The organism is Serratia sp. Res13-Sevr-LER1-36-b, assembly GCF_015673035.1.
GTDB classification, from domain to species: domain Bacteria; phylum Pseudomonadota; class Gammaproteobacteria; order Enterobacterales; family Enterobacteriaceae; genus Chania; species Chania fonticola_C.
Map to the genome: position 1 here is coordinate 316,473 of NZ_JADACK010000017.1, position 19,699 is coordinate 336,171.

17 protein-coding genes are annotated in these 19,699 nt (G+C 55.4%); 4 read left to right on the forward strand and 13 right to left on the reverse strand.

Annotation, left to right across the window (positions count from 1 at the left end; all coding sequences use genetic code 11):
- Positions 1-4 precede the first annotated feature (4 nt).
- Positions 5-907, reverse strand: a complete 903-nt coding sequence (locus IMQ33_RS11515) for a glycyl-radical enzyme activating protein (RefSeq protein WP_196062422.1) — start codon at positions 905-907, stop codon at positions 5-7.
- Positions 908-1,054: 147 nt separating this feature from the next.
- Between IMQ33_RS11515 and fsa the strand changes: the two genes are divergently transcribed.
- Positions 1,055-1,720, forward strand: a complete 666-nt coding sequence (fsa, locus tag IMQ33_RS11520) for a fructose-6-phosphate aldolase (RefSeq protein WP_196062421.1) — start codon at positions 1,055-1,057, stop codon at positions 1,718-1,720.
- Positions 1,721-1,809: 89 nt separating this feature from the next.
- On the opposite strand, the gene IMQ33_RS11525 is transcribed toward fsa, so the two are convergent.
- A complete protein-coding gene (locus IMQ33_RS11525) occupies positions 1,810-3,876 on the reverse strand; it encodes a carbon starvation CstA family protein (RefSeq protein WP_098930979.1) in 2,067 nt (688 codons plus the stop codon).
- 241 nt (positions 3,877-4,117) lie between these two features.
- On the reverse strand, positions 4,118-6,052 hold the full coding sequence (locus IMQ33_RS11530) for an exoribonuclease II (protein WP_196062420.1): 1,935 nt from the start codon (positions 6,050-6,052) through the stop codon (positions 4,118-4,120).
- 193 nt (positions 6,053-6,245) lie between these two features.
- Between IMQ33_RS11530 and IMQ33_RS11535 the strand changes: the two genes are divergently transcribed.
- Complete coding sequence (locus IMQ33_RS11535) at positions 6,246-7,205, forward strand: SDR family NAD(P)-dependent oxidoreductase (protein ID WP_196062419.1); 960 nt, start codon at positions 6,246-6,248, stop codon at positions 7,203-7,205.
- Between the two features lie 90 nt (positions 7,206-7,295).
- Here the strand turns inward: IMQ33_RS11535 and IMQ33_RS11540 are convergent, their stop codons facing one another.
- Entirely contained in the window at positions 7,296-9,602 is a 2,307-nt protein-coding gene (locus IMQ33_RS11540) for an FdhF/YdeP family oxidoreductase (RefSeq protein ID WP_196062418.1), read from the reverse strand.
- A 204-nt stretch (positions 9,603-9,806) separates the two neighbouring features.
- On the opposite strand from IMQ33_RS11540, the gene IMQ33_RS11545 reads away from it, so the two are divergent.
- Entirely contained in the window at positions 9,807-10,703 is an 897-nt protein-coding gene (locus IMQ33_RS11545; RefSeq protein WP_098930983.1) for a LysR family transcriptional regulator, read from the forward strand.
- Here the strand turns inward: IMQ33_RS11545 and IMQ33_RS11550 are convergent.
- On the reverse strand, positions 10,692-11,870 hold the full coding sequence (locus IMQ33_RS11550) for a peroxidase-related enzyme (protein ID WP_196062417.1): 1,179 nt from the start codon (positions 11,868-11,870) through the stop codon (positions 10,692-10,694). The two genes, IMQ33_RS11545 and IMQ33_RS11550, sit on opposite strands and share 12 nt — an antisense overlap.
- A gap of 102 nt (positions 11,871-11,972) precedes the next feature.
- Here IMQ33_RS11550 and IMQ33_RS11555 point away from each other — a divergent pair, with 102 nt between their 5' ends.
- Positions 11,973-12,122 carry a hypothetical protein gene (locus IMQ33_RS11555; RefSeq protein ID WP_158006226.1) on the forward strand — a complete coding sequence of 50 codons (150 nt, stop codon included), beginning with the start codon at positions 11,973-11,975 and terminating at the stop codon, positions 12,120-12,122.
- 122 nt (positions 12,123-12,244) lie between these two features.
- On the opposite strand, the gene IMQ33_RS11560 is transcribed toward IMQ33_RS11555, so the two are convergent.
- The 8 genes from IMQ33_RS11560 to IMQ33_RS11595 all read right to left on the reverse strand — a co-directional run bounded on the left by IMQ33_RS11560 (position 12,245) and on the right by IMQ33_RS11595 (position 19,698).
- Complete coding sequence (locus IMQ33_RS11560) at positions 12,245-12,466, reverse strand: hypothetical protein (RefSeq protein ID WP_121606966.1); 222 nt, start codon at positions 12,464-12,466, stop codon at positions 12,245-12,247.
- 18 nt (positions 12,467-12,484) lie between these two features.
- Positions 12,485-12,904, reverse strand: coding sequence for an MchS3 family protein (gene mchS3, locus IMQ33_RS11565; protein ID WP_196062416.1), 420 nt, complete (start codon positions 12,902-12,904; stop codon positions 12,485-12,487).
- A gap of 369 nt (positions 12,905-13,273) precedes the next feature.
- Positions 13,274-14,086, reverse strand: coding sequence for a putrescine export ABC transporter ATP-binding protein SapF (gene sapF / locus IMQ33_RS11570; RefSeq protein WP_024529292.1), 813 nt, complete (start codon positions 14,084-14,086; stop codon positions 13,274-13,276).
- Position 14,087: 1 nt separating this feature from the next.
- Positions 14,088-15,080 (reverse strand): putrescine export ABC transporter ATP-binding protein SapD, encoded by a 993-nt coding sequence (sapD, locus tag IMQ33_RS11575; protein ID WP_196062415.1) that lies wholly within the window; start codon positions 15,078-15,080, stop codon positions 14,088-14,090.
- On the reverse strand, positions 15,080-15,970 hold the full coding sequence (gene sapC, locus IMQ33_RS11580) for a putrescine export ABC transporter permease SapC (protein ID WP_024486758.1): 891 nt from the start codon (positions 15,968-15,970) through the stop codon (positions 15,080-15,082). The genes sapD and sapC overlap by 1 nt, the downstream gene beginning before the upstream one ends.
- Positions 15,957-16,922 carry a putrescine export ABC transporter permease SapB gene (gene sapB, locus IMQ33_RS11585; protein WP_021806550.1) on the reverse strand — a complete coding sequence of 322 codons (966 nt, stop codon included), beginning with the start codon at positions 16,920-16,922 and terminating at the stop codon, positions 15,957-15,959. The genes sapC and sapB overlap by 14 nt, the downstream gene beginning before the upstream one ends.
- Entirely contained in the window at positions 16,919-18,571 is a 1,653-nt protein-coding gene (sapA, locus tag IMQ33_RS11590) for an ABC transporter substrate-binding protein SapA (protein WP_065685723.1), read from the reverse strand. Before sapA ends, sapB begins: the two co-directional genes overlap by 4 nt.
- Positions 18,572-18,921: 350 nt before the next feature.
- Positions 18,922-19,698: an NAD(P)H-dependent oxidoreductase gene (locus IMQ33_RS11595; protein ID WP_196062460.1), complete on the reverse strand. Its 777-nt coding sequence runs from the start codon at positions 19,696-19,698 to the stop codon at positions 18,922-18,924.
- Position 19,699: the final 1 nt, after the last annotated feature.

The following is a 19,699-nucleotide window of genomic DNA, read 5'->3' on the forward strand; positions in this document are numbered from 1 at the left end:
GGTGTTATCCTCGCAAAATGGCGGTCAGACCTTTGGCGCTGGCGTAATCTTCGGCATAGGCCAGCAGTTCGGGGTCGTCTAGTGGGGTACGGGAAGCGTAGTAAGGCGCGCCGAGCAGATGGTATTTATTCATCCCCAGCGTGTGGTACGGTAAAAAATGGATCTCTTTGACACCGATTTCATCGGCGGCAAAGTCGGTAATGGCGCGGATCGAGTCGCGATCGGCGTTGAATTTGGGGATTAACGGCACCCGCACGGTGATTTGAGTGCCAGCGGCGGCCAAGCGGCGGAAGTTATCCATCACCCGTTTGGCGGAGCCTTCGGTCCATTGCTTGAAGCGAACCTGGTCGACGTGCTTCAGATCTGCCAGCAGCAGGTCTAGCCAGGGCAGAGATGGCTCGATATAGGACCAAGGTGTATGCAGGCAAGATTCTACAGCGGTATGGATACCGGCCTCTCGCCCGCGTTTGAGCAGTTCAGCCGCAACCTCTGGCTGCATAAACGGCTCACCGCCGGACAGCGTCAGGCCACCGCCGGTGCGCAGATAGTAAGGCTTATCGCGCATCACTTCGGCCATTACCGCATCAAGGTCGAGCGCCGTACCGCAGACGCTCAGCGCGCCGGTTGGGCAACAGCCGTTTAATGCGTCATAATCGGCGGCAGTAAGTAACGAACGTTGCAGGCTCAGAGTCTTGTCGTCGACGCGGGTGATCGCGTGCGGGCAACTCTCACTGCACAGGGTACAGGCCGCCAGACACAGGCGCTCATCAAACAGCAGCTCCTGCTGGCGCGAACGGCTTTCCGGGTTCTGGCACCAGCGGCAGCCAAGTGAGCAGCCCTTAAGGAATACCACGCTGCGGATGCCTGGGCCGTCATGTGTTGAGTAGCGCTGTAGATTGAAAAGCATTCGTCACCTGTGAAGTTTGAAATTTTCTTACGTAAATTAAATAGGTTTCGAATGAAAGTTGATTTGATTTTAATCAAATGATGAGGGCTTTTTTCGCTTATTATGTTCAGAGTTTGAATCTGCCCACAAAAGAATCAGGAGAAGGTTATGGAACTGTATCTCGATACTGCCGACGTCAGCGCAGTGAAACGTTTGGCGCGCGTCTTGCCGCTGCACGGTGTGACCACCAACCCAAGCATTGTTGCCAAAGAAGGCAAGCCGATCTGGGAGGTTCTCCCGGCCTTGCGTGATGCGTTAGGCGGTACCGGCAAGCTGTTTGCCCAGGTGATGGCCAACGACGCGGAACGTATGGTTGCCGAAGCTGTCCTGCTGAGTCAACGCGTGCCGGGCCTGGTAGTGAAGATCCCCACCACTGCAGAGGGGCTTGCGGCAATCAAGAAGCTGAAATCCATGTCGATCCCAACCTTGGGTACCGCCGTTTACGGCGCTGGTCAGGGGCTGCTGGCGGCGTTGGCAGGGGCAGAGTATGTAGCACCTTACGTTAACCGTTTGGACGCACAGGGTGGCGACGGCGTTGAAATGGTGCACGAGTTGCAACAGCTGTTATCGCTGCATACTCCTCATGCCAAGGTGCTGGCGGCCAGCTTCAAAACGCCACGTCAGGCGTTGGAGTGTCTGTTGGCAGGCTGCCAGTCGATCACTTTACCGGTGGATGTGGCTGAACAGTTTATTTCCACCCCGGCGGTTCAGGCGGCGGTAGAGAAGTTTGAACAGGATTGGCTAGGGGCTTTCGGCACGACGCTGATAAGCTAAAGTGCATTGAAAAGGGCGGCACCTGGCCGCCCTTGTAGTTATTCGATGAGCCAGTTTCAACCGGCTCATCCTGTAGGGCACCCGTTCAGTTAGATACGCCCGGTTTCCTCACGCAACACGATCGTGCTTTCACGAACCGTAGGCGTTTTGGAACTCAACGCGCGGCGCACCACGAAGAAGGCCGAAACCAGCATCGTCACCGCAACCAGCATAAAGAAGGCGCACAACGCGGCGTTAATCTGATTGGCAAACACGATGGTCTGCATATCCGCAATGGATTTGGCCGGGGCGATAACCGTGTTCGATTCAATCCCGGCAGAGAATTTCTTCGCCTGCGCCAGGAAGCCGATGCTGGGTTTCTCATGGAAAATCTTCTGCCAGCCCGCCGTCATTGAGGTGATAAACAGCCAGATGGTCGGCAAAATGGTCACCCAGGCGTAACGCTGTTTCTTCATTTTGAACAGCACCACGGTGCCCAGGATCAGCGCCATTGAAGCCAGCATCTGGTTGCCAATGCCGAACAGCGGCCACAGCGTATTGATCCCACCCAACGGGTCAACGACGCCCTGATAAACGAAGAAGCCCCAACCAGCGACGGCCACGGTGGTGCCGGCCAGGTTGCCGAACCAGGAACGGTTGTTCGCCAAGCGCGGAATGGCGACGCCAACCAGATCCTGCACCATAAAGCGACAGGCACGGGTGCCTGCATCCACCGCTGTGAGGATAAACAGAGCTTCAAACAGGATGGCAAAGTGATACCAGAAGGCCATCATCGCCCGGCTGTTAAACACCTCGCTGATGATATGGGCCATGCCGACGGCAAAGGTTGGTGCGCCACCCGCCCTGGACAGCACCGACTTCTCGCCCACATCATGGGCAATCTGCGTCAGCGTTTCCGGAGTGACCATAAAGCCCCAACTGTTGATCATCTGCGATGCGCTCTCCACCGTGGTGCCGATCAGCGCCGCCGGTGAGTTCATGGCAAAGTAGACGCCTGGGTCGATCACGGAAGCGCAAATCAGCGCCATGATGGCCACGAAGGACTCCATCAGCATGCCGCCGTAGCCGATAAAGCGAATATGGCTCTCACGCTCAACCAGCTTCGGCGTGGTGCCACTGGAGACCAGGGCGTGGAACCCGGAAATCGCGCCACAGGCAATGGTGATAAACAGGAACGGGAACAGTGAACCGGCAAACACCGGGCCGCTGCCATCGATAAAGCGTGACACCGCCGGCATTCTCATTTCCGGCATCGCGAACACAATGCCTACCGCCAGCCCCACGATCACACCGATTTTCAGGAAGGTAGAAAGATAGTCACGCGGAGCCAGCAGCAACCACACCGGCAGCACTGAGGCGACAAAACCATAAATCACCAGCACCCAGGTCAGGGTGGTGCCGTGCAGGGTAAAGAACGGCCCCCAGTATGGGTGCATGGCGATATTGCCACCGTAGACGATCGCCATCATCATCAGCACAAAGCCGATCAACGAAACCTCTGCAATCTTGCCTGGGCGGATAAAGCGCATGTAAACGCCCATAAACAGCGCAATCGGGATGGTGGCAGCAATGGTGAACAGACCCCAAGGGCTGTCTGCCAGCGCTTTAACGACCACCAACGCCAGCGCCGAGAGGATGATGATCATCACCCCAAGTGCGCCCAGCATGGTAACCACACCGGCAAAGGCGCCTAACTCCTGCTTGGCCATTTCCCCCAGCGAGCGTCCGTCGCGGCGGGTGGAGATAAACAGGATCAGGAAATCTTGCACCGCACCAGCCAGCATCACCCCAACCAATATCCAGATGGTGCCAGGCAGGAAGCCCATCTGCGCTGCCAGGATCGGCCCTACCAGCGGGCCAGCACCGGCAATGGCGGCAAAGTGGTGACCAAACAGCACCCATTTGTTGGTGGGTACATAGTCCAGGCCATCGTTATGGCGCTCCGCTGGCGTTAACCGACGGTCATCGAGTTCAAAGACGTTCTTGGCAATAAACCGGCTATAGAAGCGGTAGGCAATGCTGTAGCAGGCGACGGAGGCCACCACCAGCCAGACAGCGTTGACGTGCTCCCCACGGCTCAAGGCCAGCATGCCGAAAGCGAAGGCACCGACCAGCGCCACCGCGAGCCAGATTATGGCCGACTTGACGTTTTTCATGTTCCGCAACTCCTTGTTGTGCAGAGGTAGAAAGGTGATTTTTTTAGTTTGTGAGTACGTCAAAAAGTTAACGACCCATTAAACGTAGGAGGTTTAAACGCGGACGGTGGCTGGTCGGATCAGAAATGTGAACTCAGTTGGAGTTTGCTGAAAGAAGCGTGCCATACGGGGGCAGAATAGGTTATTGCAGGCATAAAAAAAGGCGATACCGAAGTATCGCCTTGATCGAACAAGGATAACGTTAGGCTACCGGTCTGGCGATTACGCTGCGGGTTTCCATACGCACTTCGGCAATGTTGACCTGCAAACTATCGCTTTGGCGATAGATGACTTCGCCCTTCACCTGCACGGTGCCGGTCTCTTGGCTACACACCATCTCGTCGCGAACCGCGTGGATGAACGGGGCAGGGATAAAGGCCATCGCGCCGTTGTCCAGCAGGCGTACGCGCAGGCCACCACGGGTCACGTCGATGATCTCGGCGTTGAAGCGCTCATCGGTTCCAGCCTTATCCTTGAGGAAACGGGCATACAACCAGTCACCAACGTCTCGCTCTGCCATGCGGTTCAAACGGCGGCGCTCGGTCAGTTGCACGGTGACGTCGTCCTGCGGTTTTTCCGCCACCTGCTCGCTGATAATGGCTTTCAGCAGACGATGGTTGACCATATCGCCATACTTACGGATCGGAGAGGTCCAGGTGGCGTACGCTTCCAGCCCCAGACCGAAGTGCGGGCCCGGCGTGGTGCTGATCTCGGCAAAGGTCTGGAAGCGGCGGATGCGGCTGTCCAGGAACTGGGTTGGCTGCGAGTCGAGGTGACGGCGCAGTTCACAGAATCCTTCCAGGGTCAGCAGCTTCTCGGCATCGGCTTCAACGCCGTTGGCCTGCAATACGGCGACCGCTTGCTCAACCAGAGCCGGATCAAAGCCGTTATGCACGTTATAGATGCCAAAGCCCAGACGGTCGCGCAGCACGAGGGCGGCACAGACGTTCGCGGCGATCATGCACTCTTCAACGATACGGTTGGCGGTGCGGCGTTGTTCGGTAATGATGTCCAGCACTTCGCCTTTCTCGCCGAGGACAAAGCGGTAGTCAGGGCGATCCTTGAACACCAGCGCATGCTGATGGCGCCAGGCGCTGCGTGCATCGCAAACCTGTTTAAGCAAGGTGATCTGTTGTGCGATGCTCTCGCTCGGTGGTTGCCAGCCTGCGACGCCGTCCAACCAGTCAGAAACCTCGTCATAAACCAGTTTGGCTTTGGATTCGATTTCGGCGGCGAAGAAATGGATATCGTTGCCTAGCGCACCGTCTGTGGCGATAGTCACGCGGCAAGCCAACACCGAGCGTCGCTCATTCGGGCGCAGCGAGCACAGGTTGTCGGACAGATCGCGCGGCAACATCGGAATATTGAAGCCCGGCAAGTAGTTGGTAAACGCGCGCTTGCGGGCGATATCATCCAGTTTGCTGCCTTGCTCGACATAGGCGGTAGGATCGGCAATGGCGATGGTCAACAGCAGCGAGCCGTCACCGTTGTCTTGCACGTGCAGCGCATCGTCCATATCTTCGGTGCTGGCGCTATCGATGGTGACGAAGTCCAGCGCGGTCAGGTCCTCACGGACCAGCGAGGTCTCTTGTTCGGAGATCGCGACCATGTCTGGTGCTTCTTTTTCAAGATTATGACGAGCCAGCGTGACCCACCACGGCGCGAAGTGATCTTCACCGTCGGTGATGAACTGAGTCAGATCGGCATTGAAGGTGCGATCGCCTTTTAGCGGATGACGACGCATTTCTGCGACGGCCCAGTCACCGGCCTGGAAGTTATGGGTGACTTCACGCGCCGGACGGCATGGGATCGCGTCTTTCAGCAACGGATGATCGGGGATAATCGACAGGCGATCGTCTTTTTTCTGCACCCGGCCAACAAAACGCGACAGGAAAGGCTCAACCAGGTTTTCCGGTTCAGCGATTTCGCGCTCTTTTTCGGTATGCAGGGTGGCGACGATACGATCCCCATGCATGACTTTTTTCATGTACGGCGGCGGAATAAAGTAACTTTTCTGCCCGTCGACTTCTAAAAAGCCAAAACCTTTCTCAGTCCCTTTTACTACGCCTTCAACACGCGGGGTTTGAGAGTGAAGTTGCTGTTTAAGCTGCGCCAGCAGCGGGTTATCTTGAAACATATCGTCCAGTGAATGGGTTGTGAGTGGCAAGATTTGCGGCTGACAGTTTTACGCGAATCACTCCTTGCGGGCAAGCCAAACGTCACGCTTTTCCGACGATGGCTCGCGATAATTATTCAGTCCGCAAGAAAAAGCCGTAGTGCAAAGGCCGTGGGTGTTACCTTCATCAGACTACTAAGGGTAAGGAGGGAGCATGAGAGTACAAGAATCAATCCAATCAGGGTTCGGTAAGTTAACTACCGCTGTTGATGTTCTTTCCGGTCTTAATCTCAAGGGTAAGACGGCACTAATTACAGGCGGGCACTCAGGCTTGGGTTTGGAAGCGACAAAAGCGCTTTCTTCCGCAGGTGTGCACGTTTTTGTGGCTGCTCGCGACGTCGAGAACGCATCAAAAGCGCTCAATGAGCTTGCCAATATTACAGTATTGCCGATCGAGCTTTCAGACCTTTTATCGGTCAGAAATCTGGCCTCTATCATTGCTGCTAACGGCTATGCTTTTGACTATGTCATTTGCAATGCAGGTATTATGGCCTGTCCAGAACGTCGAGTCGGCCCGGGGTGGGAATACCAGTTTGCAACCAACCACGTTGGACACTATGTTCTGGTAAATCTCATTTGGAATAACATACGTCCCGGGGGCAGGGTGGTTTGCGTTTCATCCGCAGGCCATCATAATTCACCCATCCGATGGGACGATATTCAGTTCACTAAAGGTTACGACAAATGGCTCGCATATGGTCAGTCAAAAACGGCCAATATTCTATTTGCGCTTCAACTGGATAATTATGGTAAAAGCCGGGATATTCATGCTTTCTCACTGCACCCAGGTAAAATATTCACTCCACTGCAGCGTCACCTGACAAATGAGGAAATGATCGGGGAAGGTTGGCTGGATTTGGAGGGTAACCCCATCGATCCCAGTTTTAAGTCCCCAGCACAAGGGGCTGCCACTGAGGTATGGGCTGCTACAAGTCCTTTGCTGGACGGTCTCGGAGGACTTTACTGTGAGGATTGTGATGTAGCCGGTCTGGCATCTGATTATGATGAGCCATTTGTGGGCGTTTGCGAATATGCGATTGATCCTGCAGAGGCATTAAAATTATGGTCCTTAACGGCCAAGCTTACCGGCGTGAATGCATTCCCTGAGCGTTAGCTATTGTTTCATTTAAAAGTGAACATTTTCAGTCTCAACCATCTGATGAAGTAGGGTTGAGACTTAGTATCTAGAGCTTTTCTTAATAAACTAAACAATACGCAATGTAGGTGTCTGAGCGCAGCGGCGGATGGCGACGGGAACCGATTTGGAGGTCGGCGTGCCGGTGCCATCACCAAAACTTGCCAGCGGCACCAGCGGGTTGGTTTCAGGATAGTAGGCTGCCAGATTACCGCGTGGGATATCGTAGCTGACCAGCTTGAAGCCGCTGACCTTTCTGGTTACGCCATCGTTCCATAAGGTTTCGATTTCCACCAACTCCCCATCTTGCAGGCCAAGATCGGCCAAATCTTCGGGGTGAATAAATAACACCTCGCGCTGGCCGTAAACGCCGCGATAGCGATCGTCCAGTCCATAGATGGTGGTGTTGTACTGATCGTGTGAACGCAGGGTTTGCAGCACGAACGGCGCTTTTTCCTCCCCGATTTGCGGGAACAGCGTCTCGGGTAGCGGAGCGGCACTGAACTCGGCTTTGCCGCTTTGAGTTGCAAAGCGCAATTCGGCAGCGGCGTTGCCCAGATAGAACCCTCCTGGTTGCTCACAGCGCTGGTTAAAATCGTCAAAGCCGGGAATGGTGGCCTGGATATGCTGGCGGATCAGTGAATAATCGTCGGCCAGCTCCAGCCAATCCAACTTTTGGTTGCCCAGCACCGCGTCGGCAATGCCGCAGACAATCGCGGTTTCAGAACGCTGGGTGTCTGCCAGCGGTTTGCCGATGCCCTCGGAAGCGTGCACCATGCTGAAGGAATCTTCCACCGTGATGTATTGCGGGCCGCTGGCCTGCATATCCAACTCGGTACGCCCCAGCGTCGGCAAGATCAAAGCATCTTTACCGGTGATCAGGTGGCTGCGGTTCAGCTTGGTGCTGATATGCACCGTCAAATCACAACGGCGCAGGGCTTGAGCGGTACGCTCGGTATCCGGTGCCGCTGCTGCCAGGTTGCCCCCGAGCGCAATCAGCACCTTGACCTCACCCCGCAGCATCGCTTCAATGGCTTCAACCGTATTGTGGCCCATCTCGCGGCGGGGGCTAAAGCCAAAATGCTGCTCCAAACTATCCAGCAGCGCCTTGGGCGCTTTCTCATCGATACCCATGGTGCGGTTGCCTTGCACGTTGCTGTGGCCGCGTACCGGGCACAGGCCCGCGCCTGGCTTGCCCAACTGGCCGAACAACAACTGCAGGTTGGTGATCTCGCGCACCGTTGGTACAGAGTGCTTATGCTGCGTGACGCCCATCGCCCAGGTGCAGATAACACGCTCTGCGCCTTGGTAAATCGCAGCCGCATGGCGCAGTTGGGTTTCACTCAACCCGGATTGCGTGGTGATCTGTTGCCATGAGGTAGCATCCACCTGAGCCAGATACTCTTCGGTGCCCACACAATGCCGCTCGATAAACGGCTGGTCGAACAGACCTGGCTCATTGGCGGCTATCCGCTGGCGGTGGGTTTCCAGTAGCGCCTTCACCATGCCGCGCACCGCCGCCATATCGCCACCCAGATTGGGCTGGAAGTAGGCCGAACTGATGGGCGAGGACTTGGGCGTCAGCATCTGGATCGGGTTTTGCGGATCGGCAAACCTTTCCAACCCGCGTTCGCGTAGGGTATTGAAACTGACGATACGCGCGCCGCGGCTGGCCGCGTGTTTCAGGCTGTGCAGCATGCGTGGATGGTTGGTCCCGGGGTTATGGCCAAACACAAAAATCGCGTCGGCATGCTCGAAGTCATCCATACGGATAGTGCCTTTGCCGACGCCGATGCTCTGCTTGAGGCCAACGCCACTGGCTTCGTGGCACATATTGGAACAGTCCGGGAAGTTGCTGGTGCCCAGCATCCGGCCAAACAGCTGATAAAGGTAGGAGGCTTCATTGCTGGCGCGGCCTGAGGTGTACAGCTCAATCTGGTTAGGGTTATCCATTGCCTGGATATGGCTGGCGATAAGTTTTAAGGCATCCGGCCAGGTGATGGGCTGATAGCGATCGGTCTTGGCGTCGTAGCGCATCGGGTGTGTCAACCGGCCTTGATACTCCAGAAAGTAGTCGCTTTGCTCGCGCAGGGTACTGACGCTGTGGGCCGCAAAGAAGGCAGGTTCAACCGCATTGCGAGTGGCTTCCCAACTGACGGCTTTGGCTCCGTTCTCGCAGAAGCTGAAAGTGCTGTGGTTGTCATCACCCCAGGCACAGCCGGGGCAGTCGAAACCGCGCGCCTTGTTAACGCGCATCAGGTTGCGCAGATTTTTCAGCGCCTGTTTGCTGTCGAACACATAGCGGGTGGTGGCTTCTAATGAGCCCCAGCCGCCCGCCGCGCCGCGATAAGGCTTGATTGACGGTTTAAATTTCATGATTTTCTTCGCAGGTGATTAATGTAGCTAAAAGGTAAATGCTTTTTTAAGCATTTTGAGTATTTATGTGGCAAGTCTAGGGGGGGAAAGGCCTGGCGTCTAATCGAATAGAGCAATGATGGGATAGACGACACTTATCGCCGCTGCCAGCAAGGCTGTAGCAAATGATATACTTCACGCAGAAACCATTTTCCGGGCCAATACATGGATATTAAGCAACTGATCTACCTGTGTAATCTTGAACGGGAACGCCACTTTGGCCGCGCCGCAGAGGCCAGCTTTGTCAGCCAGCCGACCTTATCCATGCGGTTGAAAAACCTGGAAAAAGAACTGGGTGTCTCGCTGATCAACCGTGGCAACAATTTTGAGGGCTTCACCGCCGAAGGTGAGCGGGTCTTGGCCTGGGCACGGGAAATTGTTTCCGTTTATCAGGGGCTGAAGCTGGAAGTGGAGTCGCTGAAACACGGGTTGAACGGGACGTTGCGTATCGGCACCGTGCCGCAGTGCAGTATTTCGTTAGCGCAGATGTTGAAGGCGGTCAGCGAGCGTTACCCGCAGTTGGACTATCGCGTAGCGGTATTGAGCGCCGATCAGTTGTTGGAAGCGCTGACTGCACACACGGTGGATATCGGCATCGGTTTCTTTGAGCTACCAACGCTCAAGGAACTGCATTTTCAGTCGCAGTCTTTGGCTGACAGCGGCATTGACCTGGTATTTCATCCGCAGCATTTCCCTGAGCTGGTGGGGGAAAGCCCACTCACGCTGGCAGCCGTGGCGGAGTTGCCATTATGCCTGGCAGAGCCGACGCGTTACTTCCGCCGTTACCTGGATCAACAATTTCGTGAGGTGGGCTTGACGCTGCATACCCGGATGGAAACCACCTCGATCTTCCAACTGCTACAGGGGATTTTTGTCGGCTTGGGTTGCGGGTTATTCCCCGGCGGTAACTTGCAGATGGAAATGATGCCGCAGCTGCAACGGCGCAGCGTTGCCATTGCGCCGATGTCTCGTCATGCCGCCTTGGTGATCGCCGAGCCAGCAAGAGCCACGCCGCTGGCGCAGCACTTTTTTGATGCGGCTCAGGCATGGTTATTGCGCTAAATCGGCTGCCACCGTATCGCCAAGACTGTATCGCAGCCGGTTTTCCCAGGCATACAGCGCGCTGGTTAAAATCACGTCCAATGCCTGCGACCGATCCAGCCCGCTGTTGAGCAACGGCTGCACGCTTTGTGCCGTAAATTTCTCAGGTGTTCGAGTCAGTTCGGCCGTCACGCCTATCACGGCTGCGGTCACCGGATCGTCGGCCACCTCAAGCGCGTTATCAATCCCAGCCACTAATGCCAGTGCCAACTCCCGATCGGCAATGTTATTGGCTAGCGTGGCGGCACAATAATGGCTGCCATTAATGCGTGATGTCGCCAGAGCAACCAAAGCCTTCAGGTGTGGGGATAGCCCGTCAGCGTGGCGGGTAATGTTGTTAAATACCGCATTGCGCTCATGCAGGGCAGGCGCGTCGTGGGCCAACAACAGGTAATAAGACTCGCTGCGGGCGTCCGGGTGGCTTTGGTCCAGAATGTCGAGCTGCCGAGCCTGGGCCTGCTCGATAACGATCTCCGGCAGGCGAGTTTGCCATAAGCGTGTCGCACAGGAAAATCCTGCCGGATCGGCATCTTCGATTTGGGGAAAACCGGGTAACACCACGGCGGGTCTGCCTGCCAGCGCGGCAATACCGGCGACCACCCGTGCCTGATAGCTAACGAAACCGATGATTTGCGAAAAGGTCACAATATCTTGCGTGCTCAGGCCAACTTCGCCGAGCTGTTGTAAAGCCTTGCGGCAAATCAGGGTCGGTTGGCTGGCGAGTTGGCGGGCGTATTGGGTGATTTGTGCCAGGCGGACATTGCTTTCCCGCGTAGCATCCGGGCTGTCCAGAGGGGCGAGGCGAGCAGCGTAATGGCTACAAAGCGATTGCACGCCGGTGACCTGCGCCACCGTCAAGGCCGTCGACAGACGATCGTAAGGTGACAACGTCACTTCGCGCGAAACGCTGACCCGATCGGGGAACAGTACCGGATAGCAGGCCGAAGACGCGGTAAAAACGTCAATACGATCGCTGAGGGCGGCATTCAATCCCTCGTCGGTAAATGAGCCCAGGCCTAACAAAAAACGCTCCCGCAAGCTTGCTGCGGCAGGCTCAAGTGGCGAACTGTCGCCTGAGCTTCGCTGGGTTTCGTGGTACCACTGGAAAGGGGTTAGGCGATGTTCCATCGGATAAAATCCTTCATCAATACAACAAGCCACCGTTACAGTTGGCAACGGCGGCAAGGTAAAAAAACCGCGAAGCAGGCGTCAGTCATGGCTGCATAGACCATGACCATAAATAGCGAAGCCGGCGGCAAGGATAAGCATCAGTTGCGAGAAGCGTTGGTGGTGGGCGTTGTTCATCAGCGCGATATCCTGTTGTTTGCATGGCTCAACGTAGCGGATATCCTCACCGATTCGATTGACGAGATAAAATAATGTTAAGTGCTAATTAATAACGTAAAGGAATAAAATATGCTTTCATATTGCAAGAATGTGATATGCATTTGCTGCTAGTGGGGAAGAAGCCACTAGCAGCTTACAAGCAAGTGGCTATAGTCTTAATTACCGAAAATGGGATTGTTACTCGTATTATTTGAGCTGCCACCATTGGGGAACATGGTTGATGAATTTGTCCCAGGTGCCCAACAAGTACCGTTAGCATCAATATAAGAACCTTTGTCTGAGCCTCTTTGATCGATGACGTTAGTAGATTCGCGCATACCGTCTAATTTCATGCTGCCGCAGATTAAAGTGATTTCTTCTGTACTGAGGTTTCTCATTACTGTCTCCTTATCAATTTAACATCCATCAATTTTGATTGAATCATATACTTCGCTAAATTTCACCTTTCTTAAGATGTCTCCTTTTAGCATGGTGATATCTTGGTTTAAAATCTTGCTAAGCGCCGCTGAAGACGGAAGTTCCCGACCCAGCTTTTTCAAACCGCAGATTGCGTAGAGCTTACTTTCTGGGGTTGACGTGCTGGATATTGCTAGACGCATAAAGATATCACCGCCATTATCTTGTTGTAATATAGCAAGATATAGCTTTTCAGCTTCGCTGATAGAGCCAATGAACCCATTGTTGCCGAGAGAGAATGTACTTTGCATACTTAGTTCACTCTCTGTGTGGGATGGCGCTTTGGCGAATGATGTTCCGCTGAAAAATAGCGACAATATAATTAGGATACCGCCTAGTCTTACTTTATCTGCAATCATATAGCGTCCAACACGAATTATTTGGATTTATTAAGAATTAAAAACCGGAGTTACATTGATATTATGAATGGATAATCCCGGTATGTGGTTAAAGATAAAGCCCAGTCCTTTGGCTATTTTATGCACCTTATCATTGCTTAAAAAGACTGTCAATTATCCTCATGGAAGTGTCAGGTTATTTATTGGGCATTGAGCACTAATTAGTAACTGGATGGAACACCAGTTATCGCTATCTCCCTTCACTCTGAGCCTTCTCCTTTAAAAAGAGAGGGCCCAGAGTGGTGATTAGATATAGGTGCAAATATGAAGCACGTTAGGTCCCTTTTTCTTACGGAGAAGGGGCGTAATCTAGCCAGCAAAGATAGTTAACTAAAACCTGCCGCCGTCACGTCGCCAGGCATCGGCGGTGAGCGCTTCGCCAAAGTGGCTGGCGATCAGCCGCTTGGTGAGATCGTGCAGCGGTGCGGCCAGCACTTCGGCGGTACTGCCACGTTCCACAATTTCCCCTTCATGCATCACCATCACCTGGTCGCTGATATGCTTCATCATGCCCAGATGCTGCGTCACATAAATATAGGCAATCCCGTGTTTTTCCTGGAGCTCCAGCATCAGGTTGATGATCTGCGAACGCATCGACATATCCAGCGAAGCCAGCGCTTCATCGGCAACAATCACCTTTGGCTGCAGGATCAACGCCCGTGCCAGCGCCACGCGCTGTTTCTGCCCGGAGGCCAGCATGTGCGGATAATAATAAGCGTGGTCCGGCAGCATCCCCACCTGGCGCAGGGTCTGATTGATCCGTACCTCGCGCTCTGCGGCTTCCAACTCGGTATTCAAACGTAGCGGTGCATCAAGCAACTGACCGATGCGCTGACGTGGGTTGAGTGAGGTGCTCGGATCCTGGAAAATCATGCGGATACGCTGGCTGCGGTAGCGATAATCGCCATAGGCTAACGCATGGTCGTCGATCAGCACTTCACCCGAAGAGGGTTCCACCATGCCGGAAAGCATCTTCGCCAGAGTTGACTTACCCGAGCCGTTCTCACCGATGATCGCCAGCGTCTGGCCCTCACGCAGGGTAAAGCTGACAGACTTGACCGCCTCGACATGCTGGCGGCGGAACAGCCCGGTGCGATAGCGGTAGGTTTTGGTCAGGTTGCGCACTTCCAATAGCGTTTCCATGTTATTGCTCCTCCATGTTCAGCGGGAAGTGGCAGGCGAACAGGTGATTTTTCACCGGGCGCAGGCGCGGGGTTTCAATGCATTGCTTTTGCGCATACGGGCAGCGTGGCCCCAGGCGGCAGCCGATCGGCAGATGCTCCAATGAGGGGATCGCTCCCGGCAGCGTATTCAGGCGGCTCTTATGTGGCAGTGAGCGGCCAAAGTCCGGCATGGCGCGGATCAGCGCCTGGGTATAAGGATGATGAGGGGCGGCAAGCAGATCTTCACATTGCGCGCTCTCCACCGTCTGGCCGCAGTACAGCACGTTAACCCTGTCAGCCCATTTGCTCATCATCTGCAAATCGTGGCTGATCAGTAGGATGGTCGTGTTGTTGTTTTGGTTCAGGCGTGCCAGCAGGCGGAAGATCTGCGCCTGCGTGGTGGGTTCCATGGCGTTGGTTGGCTCATCGGCAATCAGCAATCTTGGCTGATTGGCCAACGCTATGGCGATCATCACTTTCTGGCATTCCCCTTCGGTGAGCTCGTAAGGGAAGCTGCCCATGATATCGAGGTGATCCTTGATACCGACGCGGTGCAATAGCTCAATCGCCCGCCGTTTGCGCCAGTTAAAGCGCTGCCACCAACGGCCCTTGTAAGTCCAGCCGGGAATGGCCTGAGCCAACTGGCGGCCAATGCTTTCGGAAGGATCAAGACAGGATTGTGGCTCCTGGAAGATCATCGAAACGTTATGCCCCACCAGTTTGCGCCGTTCACGCGGGCTGAGCTGCAACAGGTCGATGTCGTCAAAGCGGAAGCGGTCGGCGGTGACGCGCCAGTTATCTTTGGTCACGCCGCATATGGCTTTGGCGATCAGGCTTTTTCCTGAGCCGGATTCGCCTACCAGGCCGCGCACTTCACCTTCGGCCAGCGTCATGCTGACGCGATCGACGGCCTTCACCGGCCCTTCGGCGGTCATAAATTCAATCGTCAAATTGCGGATATCGAGTAACGGCATTATTCCACTCCCGCATTGATCGCGCGGCGTATTCCGTCGCCCAACAGGTTAACCAGCAGCACGCTGATCAGAATAGCAGCACCGGGCAGCATCACGGTCCAAGGTGCGACATACACCAACTCCAACGAGTCGCCTAACATGGCTCCCCATTCCGGGGAAGGCAACTGCGCCCCCAGATCGAGGAAGCCCAACGCCGCGATGTCGAGAATGGCCATCGACAACGCGCGGGTGAATTCAGTGATCAGTACGGCGGCAATGTTCGGCACCACGGCGTACCACAGGATCTGCATCGTCGAAGCGCCATCCAGACGGGCTGCGACCACGTACTCTTTTTCCAGCTCATCGTGCACTGCGCTGTAGATGGTACGCACCATCCGTGGCAACAGCGCCAGCCAAACGGCCAGCATGGCGTGTTCCAGCTTCGGCCCGAGGAATGCCACCACGATAATCGCCAGCAGCAGTGAAGGGATGGAGAGCAGGGTATCGAGAATATGGTTGAGCATCGCAGACAACAGACCATGGGTGACCCCGGCAAACACGCCCAGGATCACGCCACAAAGGGCGGCGGCGATGGTCACAATCAGTGCCGAACCATAGGTGGCGGCGGTGCCGGTCAGCAAGCGGCTGAGGATATCGCGGCCCAGATCGTCGGTGCCCAGGAAGAACGACACGTTGCCGTAGCGTGACCAGGAGGGCGGTAGCAACTGATATCCCAAGAATTGCTGATCGAGGGCGTAAGGTGCCAGCAGGCTGCCGAACAGGGAAAGCAGCAGCAGGCCGATCACCCCATAAAAACCAATCATCGCCAAAGTGTCGCCATAGAAAATCCGCCAGGTATAGAGCAGCGGGCTAGGCATTTTCTTTTCGCGGTATACGTTATCGAAGGGCATACCATTCCTTATGTTTCAGCGGGTTGGTCGCCGCGCCCAGAATGTCGGCCAGCACGTTAATGGTGATCACCAGCGTGCCGATCACCATCACGCCTGCGGAGATGGCCGCGTAGTCCTGTTGGCGGATGGCATTGATCAGCCAGCGGCCCAGCCCTGGCCAACTGAACACCACCTCGGTGATCATGGCCAGCGTGAGCATGGTAGAAAATTGTAGACCGAGCTTCGGGATGATCGGCGGTAACGCGTTGTGCAGCACGTGACGGCGGATAATGGTAAAGCGCGACAGGCCACGGGTTGCGGCAGCCTTGATGTAGTTCTGGCTGAGAACATCGTCGGTGCTGATGCGCATCAAGCGGATCACCTCGGTGATTGGGGCCACTGCCAGAGCGGCAATCGGCAGCACCATATGGCGCAGCGCACTGGCAATCATCTCGTTGCGATAAGGTGAGTCAGACAGCCAGGCGTCAACCAGCGCCAAACCGGTGACTTGCTTGACCTGATACAGCAGATCGAAACGGCCCGACACCGGCAGCCAGCCAAGATGCAGTGAAAAATAGAGCATCAACAGCAGCGCCAGCCAGAACACCGGGATGGAAAAGCCCAGCAGGGCGAAGGTACTGATGGCGGTATCCTGCCACTTGCCGCGCATTACACCGGCAATAATGCCCAGCGGAATGCCGATAAACAGGGCCAGCGTAAAGGCTAAAATGCACAGTTCCATGGTGGCAGGGAACACTTCGCGCAGCTGTTCGCTGATCGCCTGGCCATTGATGCTGGAAACGCCAAAGTCCCAGTGCAGCAGGCTGACGAAATAGAACTGGTAGGCGTCCAGCAAGGCGGCACCGTTTAGCGGCGCGCGTGGGGTAAAGTAGCTCAGGCTGAAGCTGACCAGCGTCAGGAAGAACAGCGTGATCAGCAGCAACAGAATGCGGCGTAAGGTAAAGATAATCACTTTTTCGCGGCCTCCGCCGGTTCACGGTACACCCCGGCAAATGATGAGTTGCCGAACGGGCTCAACACCAGTCCTTTAATATCATAACGGTAGGCCTGCAAACGCAAGGAGGAGGCCAGCGGCAATACCGGCAACTGCTGTTCGAGGATCTTCTGCGCCTGCTGATAATGCTCGATACGCTGTGATAACTGCTGTGACAACAAGGCGTCCTGCAACTGTTCATCAAAAGCGGGATCGCACCAGTGAGCATAGTTGGTTTGCGAACGGATTGCCGCACAGCTGAGCAGCGGGCGGAAGAAGCTGTCCGGATCGTTACTGTCGGTTGACCAGCCGGTGAGCGTCAGATCGTGGTTCATCTCCATCAGCCGGGCTTCCTGGAAGCGGCCCTCTACCGGCACGATGGTGACATTAATGCCGACCTGAGCCAAATCCGCCTGTAGCAGCTCCGCCGTTTTCAACGGGCTGGGGTTATAGGATTGTGATGCGGTAGGCACCCACAGCTTCAGGTTCAGCGGCCCCACGCCAGCTTCGCGCAGCATTTCTCGCGCCTTGGCCGGATCGTATTCGGTAACGTGAGCATCATTATCATAGGCCCAGGAGGCGCGCGGCAGGATCGAAGCGGCGGTCTCTGCGGTACCGTAATAGATCGATTGCATCAGGCGCTGGTTGTTAATGGCTAACGCAATGGCCTGGCGCACCTTCAGGTTATCCAGCGGTGGCTTGCGGGTGTTGAAGGCCAGATAGGCGATATTCATCCCTGGGCGCAGCGTCAGGCGTAAACGCGGATCGTCGCGCAGGATCGAAAGCTGGCTGGCGGCGGGGTAGGCCAGCACATCGCACTCGCCGGTAAGCAATTTGGACAGGCGGCCCGTGCCCCCGGCCCCCATGTCGATCACCACCTGCGGCATGCGCGGTTTCCCTTTCCAGTAAACGTCATTGCGTGCCAGACGGATGTATTGCCCGGAACGGTATTCGTTCAACAAGAATGGGCCGGTGCCGACCGGTTCACGATCGATCATTTCCTGGGTGCCATCCAGCGTCAGGTTGTCGGCATATTCTGCCGATAGCACCGGCGCATAATGGGTCGCCAGATGCCACAGGAAGGATGCATCCGGCGCCTGCAAGCGGAACTCGACGGTGTATTGGTCCAGTTTTTTCACGCTTTGCACGGAGTCGGCAAACTGCAAACTGTCGAAGTACGGGTATTCACCGCCGTTGACATTGTGGAACGGATGCTTCTGGTCAAACACCCGCTGGAAGCTGAACACCACATCGTCGGCGTTCATTTTGCGGGTGGGTTGGAACCAGGCAGTGGTCTGGAAAGGCACGTCCCGGCGCAGGTGGAAGCGGTAGGTGGCACCGTTGTCCAGCACTTCCCAGCTTTCCGCCAGCTCTGGGATCAGGCGGTAAGTGTAGGGGTCGACATCCAGCAGCCGATCGTAAAGCTGGGCGGCCAGGGTATCGACCGTCAGACCGCTGCTGGCCATCTGCGGATTGAAGGTGTTCAGAATGCCGCTGACGCAATAGACAAAGCCGCTCTGGCGGATGTCTGCTGGCGGTGGTGCTGCGCTGGGCACAGCCGGTGTCGCGGCCAGGGCAGACGTTGCCAGGCAGCCGAGCGACATTATCCAAAGAGGTAAACCACGCATAGACGCTTCATGGGTTATTAAGCAATAACGTTAGTGTATCGCACTCTGACCAACAGCCCAATTCCTTGAGCAAAATGGCTGAAATTTCGGCGGTTTGGTTAAGCTTGCCGCTGTTTTCTGGCGAGCTGGCCTCCGCCTGAAATCACTGCTGGTGGATAATTACCCATGCTTAGTGTGGTAATGAGAAAAATTCTCAACAAAGTACTTTACAGATGATACTGAGAACCATTATCATCATTTGGCAGTTCACGGAAGGCCACGCCTTGTGGCCCTTTGTGGAAGGCACGACATTGCTCACATTGCTTCCAGTGTTTACTTAGCCAGCTCGGGTGCTGGCTTTTTTTTTGCCTCTATTTCAGGTGAACCGCAAAGCCGGAGCGACCAGGGGCAATGTCTTCTCGCAGCGTTAACTGTGGAATAACATAATCGCCAAAATTTTGCTTACGGAACGGCAAAGGCTCGGTACTGGCCAGCGCGTCCAGCCGTTTCCCCAGCGCCGAGCATAGGTCGGGGAATTTTGCCTCGTCGAAGCGATCGGTGCGGTACGCCACAAACGGTGGTAGCACATCAAAACCGGGGTAATACAGCATGCCATGGTGAATAGGGAACAGAATATCCTCTATCGGGCCGTTGATACCGCGCGGGCTGTAATGAGACTCCCAACCGCCAGCGGTAACCAGCAACATAGCCCGTTTCCCTGCCAGAGTACCTTCGCCATAACGATCCCCCCAATGTGTATCGGAATGCTCGCCAACGCCGTAAGCAAAGCCATAGGCATACACGCGTTCTACCCACCCCTTGAGGATGGCCGGCATGGAGAACCACCACAGCGGGAACTGGAGGATCACGGTATCCGCCCAGAGTAACTTCGCCTGTTCCAATGCAATATCTGCGCTCTGCGTCCCTTGTTCAAGCGCTATTCTGGAATCCAGTACCGGGCTGAAGCGGTTAGCGCTATCCCGATCCGTACGGTCGTCGCCATCTAAAGAGGCTTTCCATTTCATGGCGTACAGATCGGAGACCTGTACCTGATGCCCGGCGTCCTGCAGATGTTTGACCGCAAAGTTTTTTAGTGAGCCATTAAGCGATTGGGCTTCTGGGTGAGCGTAGACCAGTAGAATATTCATC